Source organism: Streptomyces albipurpureus (assembly GCF_023701525.1).
Classification (GTDB): domain Bacteria; phylum Actinomycetota; class Actinomycetes; order Streptomycetales; family Streptomycetaceae; genus Streptomyces; species Streptomyces albipurpureus.
Window position 1 is genome coordinate 250,114 of record NZ_JAMQAW010000008.1, and the last position, 22,647, is coordinate 272,760.

At 68.0% G+C, this 22,647-nt stretch carries 22 protein-coding genes, 1 tRNA gene and 2 pseudogenes; 13 read left to right on the plus strand and 12 right to left on the minus strand.

Annotation, left to right across the window (positions count from 1 at the left end):
• Positions 1-328 precede the first annotated feature (328 nt).
• The 3 genes from NBG84_RS10185 (at position 329) to NBG84_RS10195 (ending at position 3,035) form a co-directional block, all read left to right on the plus strand.
• The gene (locus NBG84_RS10185; RefSeq protein WP_250919004.1) at positions 329-904 is read left to right on the plus strand and encodes a TerD family protein; all 576 of its coding nucleotides are present in this window, start codon (positions 329-331) and stop codon (positions 902-904) included.
• A 97-nt stretch (positions 905-1,001) separates the two neighbouring features.
• Complete coding sequence (locus NBG84_RS10190) at positions 1,002-2,132, plus strand: DUF475 domain-containing protein (RefSeq protein ID WP_250919163.1); 1,131 nt, start codon at positions 1,002-1,004, stop codon at positions 2,130-2,132.
• A 171-nt stretch (positions 2,133-2,303) separates the two neighbouring features.
• Positions 2,304-3,035: a TerD family protein gene (locus tag NBG84_RS10195; RefSeq protein WP_250919005.1), complete on the plus strand. Its 732-nt coding sequence runs from the start codon at positions 2,304-2,306 to the stop codon at positions 3,033-3,035.
• A gap of 29 nt (positions 3,036-3,064) precedes the next feature.
• Here NBG84_RS10195 and NBG84_RS10200 read toward each other — a convergent pair whose 3' ends face one another.
• Positions 3,065-3,892, minus strand: a complete 828-nt coding sequence (locus NBG84_RS10200) for a TerD family protein (RefSeq protein WP_250919006.1) — start codon at positions 3,890-3,892, stop codon at positions 3,065-3,067.
• Between the two features lie 329 nt (positions 3,893-4,221).
• Here NBG84_RS10200 and NBG84_RS10205 point away from each other — a divergent pair, with 329 nt between their 5' ends.
• Complete coding sequence (locus NBG84_RS10205) at positions 4,222-5,385, plus strand: HpcH/HpaI aldolase/citrate lyase family protein (protein WP_250919007.1); 1,164 nt, start codon at positions 4,222-4,224, stop codon at positions 5,383-5,385.
• Here NBG84_RS10205 and NBG84_RS10210 read toward each other — a convergent pair.
• Positions 5,363-5,575, minus strand: a complete 213-nt coding sequence (locus tag NBG84_RS10210; RefSeq protein ID WP_250919008.1) for a hypothetical protein — start codon at positions 5,573-5,575, stop codon at positions 5,363-5,365. The two genes, NBG84_RS10205 and NBG84_RS10210, sit on opposite strands and share 23 nt — an antisense overlap.
• Between NBG84_RS10210 and NBG84_RS10215 the strand changes: the two genes are divergently transcribed.
• A complete protein-coding gene (locus NBG84_RS10215) occupies positions 5,574-8,300 on the plus strand; it encodes a phosphoribosyltransferase (RefSeq protein ID WP_250919009.1) in 2,727 nt (908 codons plus the stop codon). The genes NBG84_RS10210 and NBG84_RS10215 overlap by 2 nt on opposite strands.
• A complete protein-coding gene (locus tag NBG84_RS10220) occupies positions 8,297-9,109 on the plus strand; it encodes an HAD family hydrolase (protein WP_250919010.1) in 813 nt (270 codons plus the stop codon). The genes NBG84_RS10215 and NBG84_RS10220 overlap by 4 nt, the downstream gene beginning before the upstream one ends.
• A gap of 140 nt (positions 9,110-9,249) precedes the next feature.
• Here NBG84_RS10220 and NBG84_RS10225 read toward each other — a convergent pair whose 3' ends face one another.
• Positions 9,250-9,897 carry a DedA family protein gene (locus NBG84_RS10225; RefSeq protein WP_250919164.1) on the minus strand — a complete coding sequence of 216 codons (648 nt, stop codon included), beginning with the start codon at positions 9,895-9,897 and terminating at the stop codon, positions 9,250-9,252.
• A gap of 818 nt (positions 9,898-10,715) precedes the next feature.
• Here NBG84_RS10225 and NBG84_RS10235 point away from each other — a divergent pair.
• Positions 10,716-11,403, plus strand: a pseudogene (locus tag NBG84_RS10235) (histidine kinase).
• 190 nt (positions 11,404-11,593) lie between these two features.
• Here NBG84_RS10235 and NBG84_RS10240 read toward each other — a convergent pair.
• From NBG84_RS10240 to NBG84_RS10255, 4 genes are all read right to left on the minus strand, one after another.
• Positions 11,594-11,812 (minus strand): FmdB family zinc ribbon protein, encoded by a 219-nt coding sequence (locus NBG84_RS10240; RefSeq protein WP_250919011.1) that lies wholly within the window; start codon positions 11,810-11,812, stop codon positions 11,594-11,596.
• Positions 11,813-11,821: 9 nt separating this feature from the next.
• Positions 11,822-12,424 carry a DUF4383 domain-containing protein gene (locus tag NBG84_RS10245; RefSeq protein WP_250919012.1) on the minus strand — a complete coding sequence of 201 codons (603 nt, stop codon included), beginning with the start codon at positions 12,422-12,424 and terminating at the stop codon, positions 11,822-11,824.
• Between the two features lie 107 nt (positions 12,425-12,531).
• Positions 12,532-13,917, minus strand: coding sequence for a hypothetical protein (locus NBG84_RS10250; RefSeq protein WP_250919013.1), 1,386 nt, complete (start codon positions 13,915-13,917; stop codon positions 12,532-12,534).
• A 99-nt stretch (positions 13,918-14,016) separates the two neighbouring features.
• The gene (locus tag NBG84_RS10255; RefSeq protein ID WP_250919014.1) at positions 14,017-14,832 is read right to left on the minus strand and encodes a DUF4097 family beta strand repeat-containing protein; all 816 of its coding nucleotides are present in this window, start codon (positions 14,830-14,832) and stop codon (positions 14,017-14,019) included.
• A 232-nt stretch (positions 14,833-15,064) separates the two neighbouring features.
• Between NBG84_RS10255 and NBG84_RS10260 the strand changes: the two genes are divergently transcribed.
• Positions 15,065-15,139 (plus strand) — tRNA-Val (locus NBG84_RS10260).
• Between the two features lie 1,390 nt (positions 15,140-16,529).
• Here NBG84_RS10260 and NBG84_RS10265 read toward each other — a convergent pair.
• Together NBG84_RS10265 and NBG84_RS10270 are read right to left on the minus strand one after the other, a co-directional pair.
• Entirely contained in the window at positions 16,530-16,694 is a 165-nt protein-coding gene (locus NBG84_RS10265; protein WP_250919015.1) for a hypothetical protein, read from the minus strand.
• A gap of 104 nt (positions 16,695-16,798) precedes the next feature.
• Positions 16,799-17,107, minus strand: coding sequence for a hypothetical protein (locus tag NBG84_RS10270; RefSeq protein WP_250919016.1), 309 nt, complete (start codon positions 17,105-17,107; stop codon positions 16,799-16,801).
• A gap of 250 nt (positions 17,108-17,357) precedes the next feature.
• Here NBG84_RS10270 and NBG84_RS10275 point away from each other — a divergent pair, with 250 nt between their 5' ends.
• Entirely contained in the window at positions 17,358-17,654 is a 297-nt protein-coding gene (locus tag NBG84_RS10275) for a hypothetical protein (protein ID WP_250919017.1), read from the plus strand.
• Positions 17,655-17,696: 42 nt separating this feature from the next.
• Here the strand turns inward: NBG84_RS10275 and NBG84_RS10280 are convergent, their stop codons facing one another.
• Entirely contained in the window at positions 17,697-17,843 is a 147-nt protein-coding gene (locus NBG84_RS10280; protein ID WP_250919018.1) for a hypothetical protein, read from the minus strand.
• A 311-nt stretch (positions 17,844-18,154) separates the two neighbouring features.
• Between NBG84_RS10280 and NBG84_RS10285 the strand changes: the two genes are divergently transcribed.
• Positions 18,155-18,412, plus strand: coding sequence for a hypothetical protein (locus tag NBG84_RS10285; RefSeq protein ID WP_250919019.1), 258 nt, complete (start codon positions 18,155-18,157; stop codon positions 18,410-18,412).
• A 166-nt stretch (positions 18,413-18,578) separates the two neighbouring features.
• Here NBG84_RS10285 and NBG84_RS10290 read toward each other — a convergent pair whose 3' ends face one another.
• Complete coding sequence (locus NBG84_RS10290) at positions 18,579-19,295, minus strand: carboxylesterase family protein (RefSeq protein WP_250919020.1); 717 nt, start codon at positions 19,293-19,295, stop codon at positions 18,579-18,581.
• Between the two features lie 292 nt (positions 19,296-19,587).
• On the opposite strand from NBG84_RS10290, the gene NBG84_RS10295 reads away from it, so the two are divergent.
• Complete coding sequence (locus NBG84_RS10295; RefSeq protein ID WP_250919021.1) at positions 19,588-20,229, plus strand: DUF1326 domain-containing protein; 642 nt, start codon at positions 19,588-19,590, stop codon at positions 20,227-20,229.
• Between the two features lie 162 nt (positions 20,230-20,391).
• Here NBG84_RS10295 and NBG84_RS10300 read toward each other — a convergent pair whose 3' ends face one another.
• Positions 20,392-20,769, minus strand: coding sequence for a MerR family transcriptional regulator (locus NBG84_RS10300; RefSeq protein ID WP_250919022.1), 378 nt, complete (start codon positions 20,767-20,769; stop codon positions 20,392-20,394).
• Positions 20,770-20,831: 62 nt separating this feature from the next.
• On the opposite strand from NBG84_RS10300, the gene NBG84_RS10305 reads away from it, so the two are divergent.
• Both NBG84_RS10305 and NBG84_RS10310 read left to right on the plus strand, forming a co-directional pair.
• Positions 20,832-22,037 carry an alkene reductase gene (locus NBG84_RS10305; protein WP_250919023.1) on the plus strand — a complete coding sequence of 402 codons (1,206 nt, stop codon included), beginning with the start codon at positions 20,832-20,834 and terminating at the stop codon, positions 22,035-22,037.
• Positions 22,038-22,376: 339 nt separating this feature from the next.
• A pseudogene (locus tag NBG84_RS10310) lies at positions 22,377-22,647 on the plus strand (hypothetical protein); the annotation flags it as partial.

A 22,647-nucleotide genomic window follows, 5' to 3' on the forward strand; every position in this document is an offset into this window, starting at 1 on the left:
CGGACGTGCCTGTTCCCATCGGCATAGCGCGGTGTGATCAGGGCATGTCTGTGCCAGTGGGCCGATTTCCCTCGGTTTCTCTCGATGCGCGGACAGCGCCGCGCAAGCCGGTGCCGTACGGCACCCGGGCGGGTCGGGGCGCCCCACCGAAAACCATGAAGAACCACTGAGAACCACTGAGCGGGACGCGGTCGCGCAAGCCCCACGGGGGCCGTGCGGCCGGAGGAACGCAGCCGTACGAACGGGGAGGCGTGCCCGTGCAAGCACGCCAGACGTTCCGGGTCGGATGTGCCTGGAATTCACATCGTTAGCTGGGGAGGACCAGATCATGGGTGTCACGCTCGCCAAGGGAGGCAACGTCTCCCTCTCCAAGGTCGCGCCGAATCTCACGCAGGTGCTGGTGGGACTGGGCTGGGACGCACGTTCCACCACCGGTGCCGATTTCGACCTCGACGCCAGCGCGCTGCTCTGCGGCGGCGGCCGGGTCCTGGGCGACGACTACTTCATCTTCTACAACAATCTGAAGAGCCCCGAGGGTTCCGTCGAGCACACGGGCGACAACCTCACGGGTGACGGCGACGGCGACGACGAGTCGCTGATCGTGGATCTCACCAAGGTTCCATCGACCGTGGACAAGATAGTCTTCCCCGTCTCCATTCATGATGCAGATAGTCGTGGTCAGTCGTTCGGCCAGGTCAGCAATGCCTTCATCCGCGTGGTCAACCAGGCGGACGGTCAGGAGTTGGCGCGTTATGACCTGAGTGAGGACGCTTCGACCGAGACGGCGATGATCTTCGGTGAGCTCTACCGGTATGGCGCGGAGTGGAAGTTCCGTGCCGTTGGGCAGGGGTACGCGTCGGGTCTGCGGGGGATCGCTCTAGACTTCGGGGTCAATGTTTCGTAAAACTCCGCGTGGTGCGCGGAGAACTGTCCTTGGTGCGTGGGCGCTACTCCCCCGGGCATGGCCCGGGGGTACCCCCACCTAAAACGATTGGGTGCCAGTGGTTCTGAAAACCTTCGGCTGGTCGTTCGCGGTTACCGCGCTCGGTCTGGTCGCAGCGGTGCTCTACGGAGGGTGGACTGCGTTTGGGATCGTAGCGATCCTGTCCGTCCTTGAGATCTCGCTATCGTTCGACAACGCGGTGGTCAATGCCGGAATCCTGAAGAAGATGAATGCCTTCTGGCAGAAGATCTTCCTCACGATCGGCATTCTTATCGCCGTGTTCGGTATGCGACTGGTATTCCCCGTCCTCATCGTCGCTGTCAGTGCCCAGCTAGGCCCCATCGAGGCGGTCGAACTGGCGCTCAACGACAAGGACAGGTACGAGGAACTGGTGACCGACGCTCATCCGTCGATCGCCGCATTCGGTGGAATGTTCCTTCTGATGATCTTCCTGGACTTCATCTTCACGGACCGGGAGATCAAGTGGCTGGCTTGGCTGGAGCGCCCGCTCGCCAAGCTGGGCAAGGTCGACATGCTGTCGGTCTGCATCGCCCTGATCGTGCTGTTGGGAACCGCGATGACATTCGCTGTCAACGCGCATCAACACGGTGGCGGCCATGCGAACAAGGCCGAGACCGTCATGCTCTCCGGTATCGCCGGTCTGATCACCTATCTGATCGTCGGCGGCCTCTCCAGCTACTTCGAGAACAAGCTCGAAGAAAAGGAGGAGCGCGAACACGAGGAGGAGGAGCAGGCTCGCAAGAGCGGCAAGAAGGTCACGGCCATGGCCGTGGGCGGAAAAGCAGCCTTCTTCATGTTCCTCTACCTAGAGGTCCTGGACGCCTCGTTCTCCTTCGACGGAGTCATCGGCGCGTTCGCCATCACCAATGACATCGTGCTGATGGCCCTGGGCCTCGGTATCGGTGCCATGTATGTCCGATCGATCACCGTCTACCTGGTGCGCCAGGGAACGCTGGACGACTACGTCTATCTGGAGCACGGCGCCCACTACGCGATCGGTGCGCTGGCGATCATCCTTCTGATCACCATCCAGTACCAGATCCACGAGCTCATCACCGGTCTCATCGGCGTGGCGTTGATCGGTTGGTCCTTTGTATCGTCGGTCCGACGCAACCGAGAGCTCGCGGCCCAGGAGGCCCTGGGCGAAAAGGCTGAGTCCCACTCCTGAGCGGGGGTGTGACCGACCGCGAATTGCGGAACGCTCTAGCGGGGCGGCTTCGAGGCACGAGCCTCGGCGCCGCCCCGCACCGTGCGCGGGGGCGGGGCTCGGGCACGGCCCAGCGCGGTAGGCCGCACAGACTGGACGAGCGGGGTCCAACGAAAGGACTAGGGGCGGGACATGGCCTTCTGGGACAACCTGCGGCAGGGCAGGTCGGCGCAGTTCGACTCGGGTAACTCCGCGACGAACTCCATCTCACTGAATCGGCGCCGCCCGTCGGTGTCGCTCACCAAGCAGGGAGCGGCCAGCGGTCATCTGCGGGTCAATCTCTCCTGGCGGATGCGGACGTCCGACATCGAGGGCAGGTCGCGGCAGAGCCTGCTGCGGCATCCGCTCAGACTCTTCAAGCCCGAAGTGGTCCAGGCCCACACCCAGGGCATGGTCAATGTCGACCTTGACCTCGGCTGCCTCTATGAGCTGAACGACGGCAGCAAGGGCGTGGTCCAGCCGCTGGGCAACTTCTTCGGCTCCACCAATGAAGCGCCCTTCGTGAAGCTCAGCGGCGATGACCGGTTCGGCTCGGGCTCCGGCGAGACGATCTACGTCAACCTCGATCATCACGCTGAGATCAAGCGACTGCTGTTCTTCGTCTACATCTACGACCAGACCCCCGCCTTCGACCGTACGCACGCCAATGTGACGCTCTACCCCAGCAGTGGCCCCCGGGTGGAGATAGAGCTTGACGAGCGTGCCCCGGAGGCCCGCTCATGCGCGGTGTTCTCCGTCGACAACACCAAGGGCGATCTGGTCGTACGCCGTGAAGTGAAGTTCGTCTACGGCTTCCAGGCGGAGCTGGACCGACTTTACGGCTGGGGCCTGCAATGGGGCCGCGGATACAAGTCCCGCGTCTGACCCGCCCAGGGCCCTTACCGCCCGGTGCGCTAGGGGCGGGCGAACTGCGGGCCCATCGGCGGCAGCCGAAAATCCGGGTCGGGAACGAAGGCCGCGGCGGACTGGGGGTAGCCGTACCCCTGCCGCGCTGGACCGGAAGCGGGCTGCGGGTAGCCGTAGGCGGGGCGGCTGGTGCCGGACTGCGGATATCCGTAGGCGGGCTCAGCCGTGGGCCGGGGAGGCTGCGCCGGCGGGGCGGGTGTGGTGGGCGAGCCCACCACGGCCGTCGTCGCGCCGCCGTCGGCCGAGCCGCCCCCGATGCTCTCGCCCTCGTCCACCGAGATGCCGAAATCGGTGGCCAGACCGACCAGACCGGTGGGATAGCCCTGCCCCACCGCACGGAACTTCCAGCCCTCACCGCGGCGGTACAGCTCACCGCAGATGATGGCGGTCTCGGCGCCGGTCTCCGCCTGTACATCAAAGACCGCAAGCGGCTCGGCGTCGGAAACAGCCGCGTCATACAGCAGTATCCGCAGATCACGTACGTGCTGAAAGGTGTCCCCGTCGGAGGAGGCGGCGAGTACGACCTGGTCGACGGACGGCTCAAGGGCGGAGAGGTCCGCCTCCACGGTGTCCGTCAGATGGCCCGCGACGCGCTTCTTCGACAGCCGTCGCACCAGGCCGGAGGGGTGGCGCGGCTGATTGTAGAAAACGAAGTCCTCGTCGGATCGCACCCGGGCGTCGGGGCCGAGCAACAGGGCCGAGGCATCCACATCAGGGACGCCGGCACCCGGGGTCCAGCGCAGCACGGCGCGTACGGCCGTGGCATCGAGGGGGACGTTCGAGCCCTTCAGCATCGCGTGCGTCATGGCGGTCATCCTGCCTTCTCAGGGGCCACCCGGACAACGCGGGCGCACGGTTCCCGATGCGGAACCTGTAGTTCCGGCTTTTGTGGGCCTCTCGACGGCGGTGTGCGATGGCTCTCAGGGCACCGCAGTCGTATTCCCTGATCCTTCCGCCTTCCGGTTGCTCGGTGTACCAAGCGGGCGCCCGGTGCCAGCTCCCATGTGTCATTGCGGATAGACACATGCATGGTGCACCTGGGATGCCTGAAATTCATGGACCCGGGGAACTCTTGAGCCAGTTTCGTACGTACTATTACCGGCCACGTCAGTCAGGCGGGCCGCCAAGCAGTACGGGGAGTTTCATGCGTCATTTCGGGCAGCTTTCGCCCGCCGTGCGTGAGCGTTTGTTCCATCAGGAGCCCTGCGATTTCACCGCCGGCTCTTCCGCCCGTACGCTCGCGGCGGCCCTGGGTGCAACGCTCTACAGCCCCGCCACTCGACCTCAACTCGCCGACGACGTGCGCAAGCAGGTAGCACGCGGAGTGGTCTCCATGGTGCTCTGCCTGGAGGATTCCATCCATGACGCCGAAGTGGTGGAGGCCGAGGAGAATCTGGTCCGCCACTTCGCCGACCTCGATACCCGAGGCGGCGAGCTGCCGCTGCTCTTCATTCGCGTCCGGGAGCCGCGGCAGATCCCCGACCTCGCCAGCCGGCTCGGGAAATCGGTCCGCTTGCTTTCGGGATTCGTGCTGCCGAAATTCACCGAGGAGCGCGGGGTTCCCTTCCTCGAAGCGCTCACCGCCGCCGAGGCGTCGACCGGGCATCGACTCTTCGCGATGCCCGTCCTGGAATCCCCGGAACTGCTCCATCTGGAGAGCCGGGTCGAGACCCTCACCGGTATCTCCCGCACGGTGGACAAGTACCGCCACCGAGTATTGGCGCTCCGCCTCGGAGTCACCGACTTCTGCTCCGCGTACGGTCTGCGCCGCAGCCCCGACATGACGGCGTACGACGTCCAGATCGTGGCATCCGTCATCGCCGACGTGGTCAATGTCCTCGGTCGCGCGGACGGCACGGGATACACGGTGACCGGTCCCGTATACGAGTACTTCCGCGTCCAGGAGCGCATGTTCAAACCGCAACTGCGCCGCAGCCCCTTTATGGAGGGCCGGGCCGATGAACTGCGCACCGCCCTCATCCAGCACGATCTCGACGGCCTGCTGCGCGAGATCGAACTGGATCGGGCCAACGGCCTGACGGGCAAGACCTGTATCCACCCCTCCCATGTGATGCCGGTGCACGCACTGTCCGTGGTCAGCCATGAGGAGTTCAGTGACGCCCAGGACATCCTCCGCCCGGAGCGTGGCGGCGGTGGGGTGCTGCGCTCGGCGTACACCAACAAGATGAACGAGGTGAAGCCGCACCGGGCCTGGGCGGAGCGCACCCTGTTGCGGGCGGAGGCCTTCGGCGTGGCCAGGGAGGACATCGGCTTTGTCGAGCTGCTTACGGCCGGCCACTCAGCGTGAGATCGACCACCGAGGCCCTGGCGGCCGGCACGTCACCCACCGCGGCGGCGACAGGGGCGGCGGCGACAGCGAAGATGGAAACGATGGCGAAGGCCGGGATGGCGGCGGAAGCCGCGAACATCTCGAAGGCCGCGACGGCCGGCCCGGCTGCGACGGCCCCCAGCAGTGTGGCGACCGTACCGGTGGCCATGACGACGATGGCAGGAGAGACGGTCGACGTGGAGTGGTCGGGAACATGGGTCGCACAGCGGCTGGGCGTCACACTCGAAGGAGACGAGCGGCTGCCCGAGCTGTTGGGAATGGCCCTGCGCCGCAACCCCAAGCGGGCCCATCTGCTGGTGTCGAACGTGCTGGGCAAACACGTGCCCCAGTCACCGGCCGTGGTGCACGCGGCCGGGTATGACCTCGGGGTCCGGGTACGCGCGCTGCTGGGCGATGACGAAGCCTCCCGTGCCGTGGTGCTCGGCTACGCGGAGACGGCGACGGGGCTCGGCCACTCGGTGGCGGACGGGGTCGCGCTCGCCCCCTATCTCCACTCCACCCGCCGCCCGGTCGCGGGGGTGGAACGCGCGGGCGGGTTCGAGGAGTCCCACTCCCACGCCACCTCCCACCTCCTGCTGCCCGAGGACACCGAACTGCTGGCCGGGGCGGGACCACTGGTGCTGGTGGACGATGAGTTCTCCACCGGCAACACCGTGCTGAACACCATCCGCGCCCTCCACGAGCGCTACCCGCGCAAGCGCTATGTGGTGGTGGCACTGGTCGATCTGCGCTCGATCGCGGATCAGGGGCGGCTGGAGGCATTCGCGGCGGAGATCGATGCCCAGGTGCAACTGGTGGCGCTCGCCGCGGGGACGGTAGGGCTACCGGAGGGCGTACTGGCCAAGGGCCAGGCCCTGGTCGCCGAACACACCGAACACACCGAACACACCGAACACGCCGAACACACCGAACACACCGAACACACCGAACCCGACGCACAGGCGAAGGGTGTTGAGCCCGCTGGCCACACAAGCACCGGCCACACCGCAGGCACCGGTGCTGCCGAGCAGCGGGCAGCACCCGTCCCGGCCCTGGAACGCCCCTCGGTGACCCGGGTGGACCTCGCATGGCCCGAGAACCTCCCGGACGGGGGTCGCCATGGCTTCCTGCCCCACCACCGCCACCAGTTGGAACGGGCCCTGCCGGACATGGCCGCCCGTCTCGCCGCAGCACTGGGCCTCCCCGCCACCGCGCTCGACGCGAGCGGCGCGGAGCGGGAGACCCAGAGTCCGGCGCCCGGCGGGAAGACCACAGCGCCCGCCCCGGGTTCCTCGACCGCGGCCCTCGCAGCGCCGCCGGTCGCGGCGACAGCGAAGGCGCGGCGCGTGCTGGTGCTCGGCTGTGAGGAGTTGATGTACGCGCCGCTGCGGCTGGGCACCGCGCTGGAGCAACTCGTCGACGCCGAGGTGCGCTACTCCACCACCACCCGCTCACCCGTGCTCGCCGTCGACGACCCCGGCTACGCCATACGGACCCGAATAGTCTTCCCGGCCCACGACGACCCCGCTGACGGCCCCGGCGAGCGCTACGCCTACAACGTGGCGGGAGCGGGCTTCGACGCTGTCGTGCTGGTGATCGACTCCACCGCTGACACCTCCGCCCTGCACGCTCCTGGGGGGCTGCTGGATCGGCTCGCCGCCCACACCCCCCGTCTGCTGCTGGCGGTCGTTCCCAGCCATACACCCGAAAGGGCAGCCATGCCGCCCACCTCACCCTCCGCGGCCCTGGCCGAGCCCCTTCGCGGACCTGCCTTCTCCTCGTACGCCCCGGACGAGGTCGGCTGGTTGCTGCAGGACCTGTCGGAGGTAGAGCTGGAAGCACCCACCGAGGAGCGCGAAGAGGCAATCCAACACGGTGGCGCGCACTACGCGGAGTCGCTGCCCGTCGAGTATCAGCCCACCCCCGAGTACCAGCGGCTCTTCCACAGCGCCCTGGAGAGCTCAGCGGCCCGCATCGCGCGGGCGGTCGGCGCCGTCACCGAGACGGTGCTCGCCGAGCGCGCCGAGGTGAGCGACCGTCCCGTCCTGGTCTCCCTCGCCCGGGCCGGCACCCCCGTGGGGGTGCTGATGCGCCGCTGGGCCCAACGGCGGCACGGCATCGATCTTCCGCACTACGCCGTCTCCATCGTCCGGGGCCGGGGGATCGACGCCAACGCCCTGCGCTGGCTCGCCGACCACCATGACCCGGCCGCGGTCGTCTTCGTCGACGGTTGGACCGGCAAGGGCGCGATCACCCGCGAACTGGCCGCCGCGATCTCCGAGTTCGGCGGTTTCAACCCGGAGATCGCCGTACTCGCCGACCCCGGTGGCTGTGTCCGTACCTACGGCACCCGGGAGGACTTCCTCATCCCCTCGGCCTGTCTGAACTCGACGGTCTCCGGGCTCATATCCCGTACCGTCCTCCGCTCCGACCTGGTCGGCCCCCACGACTACCACGGCGCCAAGTTCTATGCGGAGCTGACCGACGCCGACCTCTCCAACCACTTCCTCGACACCGTCGCCGCCCACTTCGACGAGGTGGCCGACGCGGTCGACACCGACGCGAAGGAGTTGCTTGCGGCGGACCGCGCCCCCACCTGGGAGGGTTGGGCCGCGGTGGAACGCATCAGCGAGGAGTATGGAATCCACGATATGAACCTGGTCAAACCGGGCGTCGGTGAGACCACTCGTGTACTTCTTCGCCGCGTCCCCTGGAAGATCCTCGCCCGCGCGGGAGCGGGCGCCGAGCTGGACCACATCCGGCTGCTCGCCGAGCAGCGCGGGGTGCCGGTAGAAGAGGTCGGTCAGCTTCCGTACAGCTGTGTCGGGCTGATCCACCCGCAGTACACCCGGGGTGCCACCGGCGCGGACGGCAAGACGGTGACCTCACTGTGAGCGCCCGCACCCTCGTTGCCAGCGATCTGGACCGCACGCTCATCTACTCGCCCAGGGCCCTCAACCTCACCATGCCGGACGCAAAGGCTCCGCGGCTGTTGTGCGTTGAGGTGTACCAGGGCCAGCCGCTGTCCTTCGTCACCGAGACGGCCGCCTCGCTGCTCTCCCGCCTCGCCGCCGAGACCGCCGAGACGGAGTTCGTCCCGGCCACCACCCGCACCCGTGAGCAGTACCAACGCATCCAACTGCCGATACCGGCCCCTCGGTACGCCATCTGCGCCAACGGCGGTCATATCCTCGTCGACGGGGTGTCCGACCTCGACTGGCAGCGTCAGGTGGCCGCTCGACTCGCCGACGAGTGCGTTCCGCTCGCCGAGGTACGCGCGCATCTGATCGCGACCTCCGACCCGGCCTGGCTGCGCAAGGAACGCATCGCCGAGGAGCTCTTCGCCTACCTCGTCATCGAACGCGAACTGCTCCCGGACGGCTGGCTGAAGGAGCTCGCGGCCTGGGCAGGCCCGCGCGGTTGGGCGGTCTCCCTCCAGGGCCGCAAGGTGTACGCGGTGCCGCAGCCCCTCACCAAGAGCGCGGCGGTCCGTGAGGTGGCCCGCCGCATCGGGGCACAGCGGGTGCTCGCTGCGGGTGACTCGCTGCTCGACGCCGATCTGCTGCTGGCCGCTGACCGCGGCTGGCGACCTGGCCACGGTGAACTGGCCGACTCCGGTTGGCACGCCGCACATGTGGAGCCGCTGGAGGAGTCCGGGGTGCTGGCGGGGGAGGAGATCGTGCGCCGATTCCTGGCCGCGTAGCCGAGCGGGAGCGGAGCCGGCAGCGGTGGCGGGGCGGCCCGCCGTGAGCAGGGCTGGGCCGCTCATGGCGATGGCGGGGCCTTCGGCGCCGGTGGTTCGCGGTCACTCGCGGTCAAGCCCGGCACCGCGTCACTGGTGCACTACTTGCGCCGGGTCCCCGCTCCCGGTTTCCTCAGCCGCACGACGATGAACGCCACCACCGCCACGACCGCCACCACCAGTACCACCTTGGAGTAGGTGGCGACATACCCCGCCACCTGCTCCCAGTTCTCACCCAGGGCATAACCCGCGAGCACGAACGCGGTGTTCCAGATGGCGCTGCCCAGCGTCGTCAGCGCCAGGAACAGCGGAATGGGCATCCGCTCCACACCCGCCGGCACGGAGATCAGCGACCGGAAGACCGGGATCATCCGCCCGAAGAACACCGCCTTGGCGCCGTGCCGGCCGAACCACGCCTCGGTACGTTCGATGTCCGCCACCTTGAGCAGCGGAAGCTTCGCGGCGATCCGGACCGTACGGTCCCGACCGAGCAGCGCTCCGACCCCGTACAGGGCCATGGCGCCGACCACCGAACCCGCGGTTGTCCACAGCAGGGCCGCGATCAACCCCATATGTCCCGTACTCGCGGCGAAACCGGCCAGCGGCAGGATCACTTCGCTGGGCAGTGGGGGGAAGAGGTTCTCCAGCGCGATGAGGATGCCCGCCCCTGGCGCGCCGAGCGATTCCATCATGCTGTTGACCCAGCCGGGAGCACTGCTCTCCAGGCCCGACGCAGCGCTAACGATCATGTGATCCATGTGCTCCACAGTAGAAAACCGCAGCTGAAGAGAGTCTGAAGGGGACATCAGTCATGTACTGCGGTCTACCCCAGTGTGCGGGACGAGGCGACCGGCTAGCGTTTCCGATCATGAATTCGACAGCGTGGGGTGGCCTGGAGGAGACTCCGGGACCCGTCCCTCCACCCGGACCGGCCGGGGTGGCCGGACGGGGCGCGCCGACGGCGACGGTGAAGACCGCTGCGACGGTGAAGACCGCTGCGACGGTGAAGTCGGTGGCGCTCGCCGCGGGCCGGTACGCATACGGATCGGCCCTCGGCGCCCTGACCGCGGTCGGCGCTCTCCTGCCGCTGCTTCTGGTCGGTACGGCCATGATGCTGACCCGCCCCTGGACCCGTGATCCATCGATCGGTTCGCGCCCCGGGCAAGCGTTGATCGACAGAGCCGTCGAGTTCGAGCTGCGCAGACTCAACCGCTGGTTCGCCACCCCGGTGCCCGCCCCTCACCGGTACGAGCGTGAGCGCGCCACCCGCTATCTCATGGCCCGGATTCCGCTGGGTGTTCTCGGCGGCCTCGTCCTGGCCTGCGCCGCCGTCGGATTGTCCTGGATGACCTTTGCCCTGTTCGGTTGGCTCTTCACGGACATCGCGTACCCCCTCGCGGTGACCGCAACCGGCTTCCTCGGGCTGTTCGGTGTTCTCGTCTGCGCTCAGGGCGTGTACGGCACCGCCCTGCTGGAAGAACTCCTCGTGCGCCGCGTCCTGGGGCCGAACCGCGAGGACGAGCTGGAACGACGTATCGCCCAGCTCTCCCTCAGCAGGGCGGAGGTCATGGGCGCCGTCGACGATGAGCGTCGGCGCATCGAACGCGATCTGCACGACGGCGTTCAGCAGCGGCTGGTCGCGCTGGGGATGCTCTTGGGCCGCGCCCGGCGCGGTCGCGATCCCGACCGCGCCGATGAGCTGCTGCTCCAGGCCCATGAGGCGAGCCGGCTCGCCCTCACCGAGCTGAGGGAGGTCGCCTGGCGGGTGTATCCGACCGTCCTGGACGAGGCAGGGCTGCGCGCGGCCCTGGAGATCCGTCGCCGCCCGCTTGCCCGAGGTGGGTGTGCTGGTGCTGTCGCAGTACGTGGAGAAGCGGTACGCGACCGAACTGCTGACCTCGGACCCGGAAGGAGTGGGATACCTGCTGAAGGACCGGGTGGTCCAGATCGACGAGTTCCTTGAGGCGCTGGAGGGAGTGGGGCGGGGGAGGGCGGCCTTCGATCCCGAAGTCGTCCGTCAACTGCCGGCCCGCAGCACCCGCACCGACCCGCTCTCCCGGCTGACGGCGAGAGAGCGGGAGGTGCTGGCGCAGATGGCGGAGGGCCATGCCAACGCGGCGATCGCGCGGCGGCTGTATGTGTCGCAGAGCGCCATTGAGAAACACATCAACGCCATCTTCGACAAGTTGGAACTCAGCGAGAGCGTGGGGTACTCGCGCCGGGTGCTTGCGGTACTGCGCTATCTGGACTCATGAGCGGGGCGGGCGCCACCGAACGGCGCCAGGTGCCGCCGCTTCGGAACCCCCGCGCACCCGGTGCCGGGTCACCGCGCGGAACGGCGTCAGATGCGGCCGTTCCAGAACCCTGCGCACCCGGTGCCGGTTCGCTGCGCTCGCTCGCGGTTGTGTTGAGCTGGGAACGGGGTGAGCGGTGCCAGGACCCTGGTCAGCCGCAGCAGCCGCCACCGCAGCAGCCGCCCCCACCACCCCCACCTGACTGCGGTGCCGGCGCGGCGGTACTCCCTCCGACGGCAACGGTCGACAGGAGCTTGACGGTGTCCTCATGTCCGGCGGGGCAGCTCGCCGGGTCGGAGGACTGGGCCATGGGCCGGTTCACTTCGAAGGTGTCACCACAACTGCGGCAGCGGAAATCGTATCGAGGCATGCACCCAGGCTACGCGGTCGGTCCATGGCTCCCTCCGCTGTGGGGCCGGGGGGTGGCATCCGTTGCGGCTGGCGGGGCGGAAGCGGTTTCCGCGGTCCTGCTCCGGTGGTCGGGGTGTCTGGCCTTCCAGTACGGATTGTCATGCGGCAGCGTGGAACTGACCCTTCCGTACATCCCGAAGAACATCAGCAACACGCCCACCACAAAGCTGAACAGGACATTCTGAATCTCAAAGGCCAGCGGGTTGAAGCCGGTGTCCAGCAGGGCGAGATTGATGAAGCCACTGCCGATGAAGGCGATGCCCAGCACCATGTTCAGCGTGGAGGCGAAGTTGCCGCCGACGACCATGCCGACGAAGAGCAGGACCCCGACACAGATGGAGAGCACGCTCAGCGCGCCATTGGTGTTCAGCCCGGCGACGGTGTCGCCCTGGGTATCGAAGAAGCCGATCTTGTCGATGAGTCCCAGGATGCCGAAGACAAGGAGCAGCAGTCCCATCAGACCGGCGCCGACCTGGTAGACACGACTCAAGCGGTGGTCGACCGGCAGATGCTCGTCAAACCTGACCCGGCGCGAACGGGAATCCTTGCGGTGCAGTACGTGTGCGGCCATATCCGGCCTCCTCGATGACGTACTCGTACCACCAGCATCCGCCAGTGCCTGCCTCCGGACAAATCACGCAGACATCTGGCAGTGCGGACCATTCGCCCCGGCCCCGTCTAGGGTCTGTCGCTCACCCCTGAGCCGCGATCCTCACGGATCTGCTCGACGACCCGGGAGGCGCTGCGCCGCACGGCTTCGGTCTCGGTCAGAAAGTGCCAGTAGTCCGGATGGCGCCCGGAGAGGGAGTCGACGGCCCGCTGGAGCCGGGCGACGGCATCGTCCAGCGGTCGGGCGTGGCGGGGGTCGGGGGTGTTGCGGCCGGACATCGCGAGCCGCTGGGCGTCCCGTACCGCGAAACGGGTGCGGTCGATCTCCTGCTGGGGGTCCTTGGCGACAGCGTTGAGCCGCTGAAGCCGATCTCCGGCGGCCGAGACGGCCTCGTCGGTGGTGTTCAGCAGCGCGCGCACGGTCGCTAGCAGGGCGGTGGCATCCGGCCAGCGCTGTTCCTCACGGGCCTTGGCGGCCGCGCCGAGCTTCTCCTCGGCCTGATGCACGCTCTGGGTTGCCTGCTCGGGCACCGACTGGAGGTCCTGCCAGCACTCGGCGGAGAACCTGCGGCGCAACTCGCTGAGGGTGGGCTCGACGGAGTCGGCGCGGGTCGTGAGGGCCTGTGCGCGCGTACGCAGGGAGACCAGCCGCTTGTCGATCTCGGCGGCACGCTCGGGTAGCCGCTCGGCCTCCGCGCGTACGGCCTCGGCGTCACGGAGCACCTGGTCCGCACGGTGGATGGTCTCGGCGACACCATGCTGTCCCGCGCCCTGGTTGAGCTTGGTGAGCTCGGGGGCAAGGCTTGCGAGCCGTCCCGCCAGGTCATCTGCTCTGAATCCGGACTCACGCACCGAATCGAGAGCATTGCTCGCAGCAAGGAGCGCGGCTCTCGCCCGCTCTACTGCGGGGGCGAGCCGGGCGAGCTGCGTCTCCGCCTTGTCGAGCAGCGGCCCGAGCCCGTCGGCGAACCGGTCAAGATCCCCCTTGACCCGCACCAGCTCGTCCTTGGCGCGATTGAGCTCGCCCCGCGCACGGGAGGCCACGGAGGCCTCCAGGTCATCCCGGTCGAGATCATGTGCATCGACGGCGGTGATGTACTGATGACTGGCCTCGTCGATCCGCCGCCCGATCGCGCTGAAGTCGTCGACAGCTCGTCGTGCGCCGGGCGAGCTGTCCACCGCACTGATCGTCTCGATGGAGATCCGTAGATCGCGCTGCGCGGTGTCCAGATCGTAGAAGGCGGCTGCCGCGTCGTCCTTGGCGGCCTGGGCCTCGGCCCGCTGGCTGTCGGCCCGCCCACCGAACCAGCGACGCTGGCCCCCGCCGGTGAACGCCGCAGGCAGCACCGCGACCAGCAACGGCACCGGCGACAGCACCAGCCCGATGAGATCGAGGACACCCCGGACGGCACTCGCGCTCGCTCTTGCATGCGGCTGCGTCTGTGTCGCCGTCACATCCCTCTCCCGTGCTGCGTCGCCGTACCTGATTCATTCTCCCACCAGGTAATGACGAACACACGGGTCAGATGGTTCGCGACCGCCCCCGACCGCCGATCACTCGGCGATCCGCACCTTGACCGAACCGTTGTCGCTACGCGCTGTCACCTTGCGCGGGCTGCCCTGGTCCGTGGGCACGTCCACCTGGGTGGAGCCGTTGTCGGCCCTGGTCGTGACGGCGTAGGGAGCCCCGGCCTGTGGCAGCCTGATATCCACATCCCCGTTGTCACACAAGGTCTCCACCCGATCGGGTACGGCACCCTCCTTCAGCCCGATCCGCACCGCCCCGTTGTCGGACTCCGCCGTGATCCTCTTGGCGGAGACGCCCTGGGCGGACACGGTCCCGTTCTCGCTCCTGAGCGTGAGGTCACCAGTGGTGTCGCGGACGGTGACCTTGCCATTCTCGGAGTGAATCCTCAGCGGGGCCGTGAAACCGGTGGCGGTCACCCCTCCGTTGTCGTCCTCGACGGTGACGGCGACTCCTCGGGGCACCTTGATGGTGTGCCGCGCCTGGCAGTCGCTGGCGACGGCATCGCAGTCCATCCGCAGGGTCAGCTTCCCCTCCGTCATCTTCCACGAGGGATTCGGCCCGCTCCCCGCGAAGACCCATCCGTCGACCTGCCGACTGACCTGGACCTCCTTCACATCGGCGGCGACGACCTTGAGAGTCGAGTTGTCGCTGTCGATGGTGAGTGCCTCCCCCACCAAGGGGAATGACTTGCTCTCCACCGGAGCCCCATCCACATTGGTGTCCCCACACCCCACCAACCCCAGCAGCAGCCCTCCCCCTCCTACCAGCCCGACGAGCCCACGCCCGACCCCCGCGCGCCGTCGGTCGATGGGCCTGCGGCTGCTGTTGCGGAGTGCTGCCATGGTGATCGTTCCCCCTGCTGGTCCGGCCGATGTGCCTTCACGGTAGGTGCGCCAGAACCTCCGCCACGATCCGGACGCCCACCCTGTTGAGGGTGGGGATAGCCCCCGGGCAGACCTGAGGACGATCGAGCGAAGCCTTGGCGATGACTTACTGCCGCAGGCTCGTGGGGAGCCGCACGGACCGGGTTTGGGAGGCGGGCCCCGATGCCATGTACGCTGTTCTCTCATCCACGGGTGCGTAGCTCAGGGGTAGAGCGCTGCTCTTACAAAGCAGATGTCGGCGGTTCGAAACCGTCCGCGCCCACCAGTAGGAAATAGCAGGTGAGAGCCTGTATCCGGCCCTCCGGTCACCGCGATCGGGGGGCCTTCCCGTGGCCGGATGCCACAGAGATGCCACATCCCCACGCGATCATGCTCTGTTGCGTGTTCAGATATCTCCCTCTGCGCGGGTATCGAACGCCCGGTCGACATCGGCGGGAGTCATCGCCTGGACGGGGCAGGAGTGTTCTCCCCGCGCCCGCCTGATACGCGCCGTCGGTGATCCTGTGGCTGCCGCGCTGGGAGGCCGGCGCCACGGGCGAAGGCCCCCACCGTGACCTCGGGTTCTAGGAGTCGTTGCAGCACCCCTGGAAAGCTGCTCGCCGACGAACTGCTGTCGGCAGCACCGCTCGACTGGCTGCACGCCGCGATGGGAAAGAAGGTCTGACCGTCTGCACAGGCGCTCAACCCCGACCCGGCCAGATGGGACGATGAGCATCCCGGATGGGGGCGATGAGCGCGCCCCCATCCGGACCCGTCTCCACCGTCCCTCCCGTGGGGAGCCAGGAGAGACCGGGAGCGGCCCAGCCCTGACGGGGGACGCGGGCAGAACCAAACCCCACCCAATCGGCGCGAGTGGAGCGCTCCCTTCCGGACCACCCTGGCACTCCCGCGCCTGCACCGATAGACGTCGTACCAGGGAAAATCACACCGCACCGTGACCCGCCGACCGGTGTGGCCGTTGGTCGTCTCACGCCCGACCTCGATGACCTCCTCGCCGCCCCGGCCCACGCCGCCCCCTATCCCTTACGGAGAAGCTCAAGGCCGTCATCCGCCTCCTGGGGCTCCTCACCGAACGCGACCCTACCGAGGGGAAGGCCCTCGGTCTGTGCGTCAGACAGGCTCTGTCTCTACCGGAGCACCCTCTACCGGATGATGGAATTCTCCACCAGTAGCGTCAGCAACTGCTGGAGGCTGTGGCAGTACAACCTGAGTGGACCCCCGTGGTCCGGCATCGTTCTGGCCACCCATCAGCGCCAGCGGCCACAGTTCGAACTCGGCCGGGCACACGGAGAACCGGGACGACGCCTGTACCGGTGGTGTGGTGCCCAACCGCTGAAGGGCCCGAAGCGGCCCTGTCGTCTCTGCCGGGAGCCCGGCTCGGCCCCGAGGGAGAACGGGCTCCGCGAGGGTGCGAAACGGCCTTTCTGGTTGGGGACGCCGTGGATATGCGCCGGATGCTCGGTGTGCCGCACAGCTCCGATGGCGGGCGCCGACCGGCCTCCCCCCGGCCCGGGTGGCGGGGACGGGAGCGGCGCCTCACCGGTGGGCGAAGGCTAGGCTGAGCGGCCGCACTGACAGAGTCTGCGCGCAGGTCAAACAGCGTCAGCACCGGTGCGTTTGCGGCTGCTCGCTCGCCGCATCACCGTGCTCGGTCGTCAGTTGCTGCGGGAGTCGGTTGCGACCACCCAGACCGTCACCAGGGCAAGGACCGCCCAGACTGCCCACAGCCATCTCGGCATGCCGGTGGTGAAGGCTGAGGCGGTGAGTGCGATCAGGCTGGCGAGGGTGCAGAGAAGCAGCCGATTCGTCGTGGTGGTCATGGAGGTCTCCCTGGTGACGACAGCCCTGGGCGCGAATGGGGCGTCTGAGAAGGTACGCGCTGGTCATGGTGGGTGCCTGGGACCCGACGGTCGCGTGGTGCGGGTCAGTAGATCCTGACCTGCCAACGTTCCACCCAGAGCAGCTGCCCAGCGACTGGACCGCGGATTTGGATTCGGTCGGCTTCCATCTGCCAGACCTCTCCGTATCGGGTGCCTTCGGGGAGATCCACTCGTACATTGTCGTGGACCTCCACATCGTCCTCGACCGGTCGTGACCATGAGTGCTCGCAGTGGTCGCAGACGCAGCCGACCACAACACGCCCCGCAACGGACATCGGCTTGCCCAGGTGGATGGACTCAACCAGGCAGTTGGGGCAGGGGTCTGCCGTGTGCCCGTTCAACGTGGGGGACATCTGGTGATCGTGCTGCATCACGATGGCGTTCAGCAACCCTCGCGGTCGCAGCGGGCTGCTCCTGGGCCCGGGCGGTCAACGAGCACGGCTCCCCTTGCGGGGTTCGGTCCATCAGGGACGGCACAGCCCGTGGGCGCTGCGGAGTATTCAGCGGTGTGGCTCGGGCCAGTGGTGAGATGCTCCAGGGAAGCCGGTGGTTCACACCGGTGTCTGATGGCGTGCATGATCATGTTCAGTGGGGGGACAGGCTGTGGATCCTTACTTCGGCACAGCGGTCGGCTTGGCTGCTTTGCTCTTCGCTCTCTGCGGAGTGGCCGCACTCGGGTGGGGCTGGTTGCCGCCGTGGCAGCGTCGGCACATCGCTCGGCCCCGTTTGTTCGGCTGGGCGCAGCTCACGATCGCTGCTGCGTTCGTCATCCAGCTGGTCGGCGGCTTGCTGTTGGATGACTGGGGCACGCGCTCCTCGGTCACCATGCCGGGCGCTGTGGTGGCGTTGTTCGGCCTGGTGATGATGATGGTGGCGCAGCGTGAGCCGCGAACTCGGTAGCGCGCCTTCAGCCGAGGCTGATCGGTGCGCTGCCGGGTCTGCTCAGCGCCGTCCGAAGATGCGCGGGCCCCAGGCGGTGACGCAGGCGATGGTGCCGCCCATCGTCGCCACCCAGAGGTCGCCTGTCAGCGCGTAGCCGATGGCCGCGCAGATCAGTGCGATGACCGCGCCGGCCATGAGGTCCCCCATGTGAAGCCCTTCTGAACTGTTGTGGCAGGGGGGCGGCCTGCCCCCATCCCCGGTCGTTGGCGACAGAGGCCATGATCCTCCCAGCTGTGCGCAGGGAGCGAGCCACCCCGATGGTCTACCGGTCGTCGCACCTCATGTGATGCCTTCAGGGGCGCCGGACGCCGCTGCCACGGCTGCAGGGTCCAGCACGGTGGTGACAGGTGTGGGCGGGGGACGAGTGCTGGAGGTAGCCACCGAGGCGCCGCGCACGTCCAGTTGTTCCGGTCCGTGGGGACTGCCATGGGGGCAACTGGCTCGCGAGTGGTCGAGGTGTGACGGCGCCGCTGGATCTTGGATGGGCCCGTTTCGGGGAGCCGGTCGATGACTGGTTCTGCCTGGCCCGGTTCAGCGGCCCGCACAGGGAGATCGTTCTCGATGTCGTCGCCCGGGCGACGGAGACCCCTGGGGAGACCCTGCGGGCGGCGTGCGAGGTTGGCGAGGCGGCCCACCTCGCCTCCGGTCTTCGGCTGGCGCTTGAACACCCCGTCGCCCATGCGCGGATGGGCGCGGCCCCGGCTCCGTGGACTTGAGGAACTCATCGTCGGGCGCTACTGGTGTCGTTCCACCTCGTGACACCAGCGCCGGTAGACGGAGGGTGTCCGCTCGGCCGCTGGTTGCGCGCGTGGGAAGAGCACCGCAGGCCTGAGCGATCACCTGGTGATGGGTGTGGGCACCACAGGATGACCTCAGCGGCACTCAGCCGCCGCGCCGCTGGGCTAGGAGCCATGCGTAGAGTTCGGGGTCGTCGTACGACCGCGTCCAGGAGTCGTGATCGGTGTCCGGGTAGCGGGTGAACCGCACATCACCACCGAAGGACTCAAGGGCCGCCACCAACTCCTCGGTGTGCGCGATGGGGACGACGGTGTCCTCCTCGCCGTGGAAGGCCCACACCGGCAGCCGGCGGATACGGCCGACCGCTTCGGGTAGCCAGCCCCCACAGATCGGCGCGATAGCCGCGAACCGATCCGGGTAGCGCGTCGCCATCGCCCACGTACCTCGGCCTCCCATACTGAGGCCGGTGACATAGGTACGGTCCGGATCGACTCGGTACTCGACGGAGACCTCGTCGAGTAGCACCGATAGCGTGGTCAACTCGCTGGTCCAGGAGCTGTGCCAGGGACACTGCGGCGCGACGATCACGAATGGGTAGTCGCCTCCCGCTTCCACTGACTTCGGCAGGCCCTGGGTTGTCACTCCGAGGAGATCGGACCCGCGCTCGCCGGCGCCGTGGAGGAACAGCACCAACGGCCACTGACGGTCGGGATCGAGGTCGTAACCGTCGGGAAGGTAGAGCAGGTAGGGGAGTGCATCCGCCGGGGCGGACTCTCCTTGGACCGGATCGTTCTTCCGGGCGGTGGGCGTGACGCTCTGGGAACTACGCACGATGGACTCCTCGGTCAATCCCTTGGCCATCCGGGCAACTTGGTCGGCTACCGCGCCGCCTCTGTGATCCTCCCCTGACCGGTACCTCCATCCGCAACATCACCGGGAACGTTCTGCAACGCCAATCCCCCTACTGCGTGGTCGAGTAGACGGTCAGTCATATCGCGGGGCCGCACTGCGGTCGGGTGGGCGGAGCTGGCGCCGCAGCCCGGCGCGCCACTCCAACTGACATACCCCCTAAGGGTATTTGACGGCGCTGGGGGCTGCGGCTAACCTCACGTGCATATATACCCCGCCGGGGTATGAGAGAGGGGAATGGTCGATGAGCGAGGCGAATTGGCACCTCAAGGGTGAGTGGTTCGATGTGTGTAGCTGCTCGATGCCCTGTCCTTGCACCTTCGCGCAGGCGCCGACGAACGGCTCCTGCCTGTTCACGCTGGTTTGGCAGATCCATGAGGGGCACTTCGGGGATGTGCGGCTGGATGGCCTGGGCGTCGTGGCGCTCGGTGAGTTCGCCGGGAACATGTGGGTGGACGACCCCGACGCCACGATGACGGCGATGTTCTACATCGATGCGAAGGGGACACCGGCGCAGCGGGATGCCCTGGAGGACATCTTCCGCGGCAACGTCGGGGGGTGGCCGGGGAAGTTCGGTTCACTGATCAGCGAAGTGCGCGCGGTGCGGTACGCCCCGATCCTCTTTGACGCCGCGACCGATCTTGAATACTGGAGTGCGACCGTCTCCGACAAGGTGAGCGTGGGCGCCACGGCGTTGACCGGTCCCACGTCGGACCCCAAGCGCCGGGTGCAGTTGATCAATGCCCCTGGGGCGGAGGTGGGGCCCGGTCAGGTCGCGACGTGGGGTGTGGTGAGTGCGGACCGCGCCGAAGGCTTTGACTTCTCCCGTGAGTACCGTGGCGGGTCCAGTAAGCACTTCCCGTTCGACTGGCGTCCGGACGCATGACGGCCCGCACCGCCTGCCGCACCCTTCGCTGACTCGCTGACTCGTTGACCTCTAGCCTCTGACCGCCCGGTATGCGGCCAGAGGCTAGAGGTGTACATCACCAGCGTATGGGGGAGCCTCCCGTGGCCCAGCGACGGTGTGCGGCCGTGGATGCCGGATTCCCTACGCGGTGCTGGTTCCGGCTGTGCCACCGGCCGCTTCGATGGCCTCGTTCAGAACGTCGCGGGACAGTGCCAGGCCCGCGATGAGACTGTCGATGCGGTCGCGTTCGGCGATCAGTTCGCCGACCAGGCGGGGCGTCGCGTGCTCGCTCGGGCCCCCGTCCATGTCGCGCATGCACGGCAGTAGTTGGGCGATCTTCCTGCTGTTCAAGCCCGCCGCGTACAACGCTTGGATCCGGACGACACGGTCGATCGCCCAGGCCTGGTAGCTCCGGTGGCCGCCGGGCGTACGCTCGGCCCGGAGCAGGCCCTGCTGCTCGTAGTAGCGCAGGGAACGCTCGCTCACACCGCTCCGGCGCGCCAGTTCACCGATCCGCATCGCCGCCCCCTCGCCCCGCCGGGCTTGAACCTGACACCAGTGTCACTTTCTACCGTATCGGCATGACGAACACCCGGGTGGAATCCCGCCTCTTCGAGCCCGCCCGCCTCGGCCTCCTGGACCTTCCGAACCGTCTGGTGATGGCGCCACTGACCCGTAACCGGGCCGGTGCCGACGGGGTGCCGGGTGCCCTGATGGCCGCGTACTACGCGCAGCGCGCCTCGGCCGGGCTGATCATCGCCGAGGCCGCCGCCCCGAACCAGGTCGGACAGACGTACCCGAACATCCCGGCGATCCACAACGAAGCCCAAGTCGCCGGGTGGCGGCGGGTCACCGAGGTCGTGCGGGGCGCCGGGGGGCAGATGGTTCTCCAACTCCAGCACGGGGGGCGGGTGGGGCACCCCGAAACGAGTGGGCTGGTCCCCATCGCGCCATCGCCGATCGCGCTACCCGAGACCATCCACACCCCGAGCGGCCGGCAGCCGTCCGTGGTGCCGCGCGAAATGACCGTGGACGACATCCAGAGGACCGTCGCGGACTTCGCCGCCGCTGCGCGCAATGCCGTGGCCGCGGGCTTCGAGGGGGTTGAGGTGCATGCGGCCAACGGGCATCTGCTGCACCAGTTCATGGCGACGAACAGCAACCGGCGTACGGATGCGTACGGCGGTCCCGTCGAGTACCGCATCCGCTTCGTCGTCGAGGTGGTCAGTGCGGTCGCGGAGGCGATCGGACCGGAGCGGGTGGGGGTGCGGATCTCCCCCGGAGGCGTGTTCAACGGTGTACGGGAGGACGATACCGAGGCCCTGTACCCGGTGCTGGTGGAGGCGCTGGCGGGGATCGGATCGAGGGGAGGCAGCCCAGTTGCGATCGACACTGAGACGGGCGGTGGCGCGCGCAGGGGCTGGCTCTCCTATCTGCACCTGGTGTTCGCGGATCCGGAGCAGGCGCTGTTCCGGCGCATACGGGCCGCCTGGCCAGGCACGCTGATCGCCAACCCGTTGCTCGGGTGGGGCGTACCGCTGCCCGCTGACGGCGGGCGCGTTGCGGGCGAACGCCTGCTGGAGGCCGGAGCCGACCTCATCGCCCTGGGGCGCGCCTTCCTGGCCAACCCCGATCTGGTCGAGCGGCTGCGGTCCGGGGCTTCGCTGAACCCCCTGCGAGACCAGTACTTCATGTACACCGGAGGGGCGACGGGGTACAGCGACTACCCGACACTGGCGGACTCACAGGAGCAGACCGGAACGGGTGGCGGGCTGATGGCCCACTGAGACCGGCGCACCTGCCAAGAGCCTGGTACGAGCCGACGGAAACCGAAGGTCTGGCGGGAGAAGGCCCAGCTCAGTGCCGTAGCGGCGCCAGGAGGGCAGAAGCCGCTGGGCTGCCGCCGCGGACCGAGGCCGGCTGAGCGAACCCGCGGTTCGCCCGCGTCGACACAGGCGCACCCCTGACTTGCCTTCCAGGAAAGTCGGGGGTAGCTTTCCCAACAGGAAAGTAAAAAGGGGGGCGCGTCCAGCGCGGCCACACGCCGTCCCGACCTCTCGCGAACTACGTCGTGGACCACCCGCAGAACGCCGTGAACGACCGCCTTGAATCGTGATGGGAGGGCAATGGCCGTGAGCACACCGGTGGATGCCGAACAGGCCTGGAAAGACCTTCAGCGCATCCGGGTGCCGCAGGAGCGGGTGTACGACGAGATCGAACGGCGGGCGTCGGACGGCCCCGGCGCGGCATACGCCACGGCCGCGATCATGTGGGTCTTCCTGGCGGGACTGGGCCTGGACCTGCCCCGATGGGGCGTCTGGCTGGTCGTCGCGGCGTACGTTGGCCTGCTGAGCGGGCTGGCCGTGATCTTCAGCCGCAGGAGCAGGGTGCGACTGC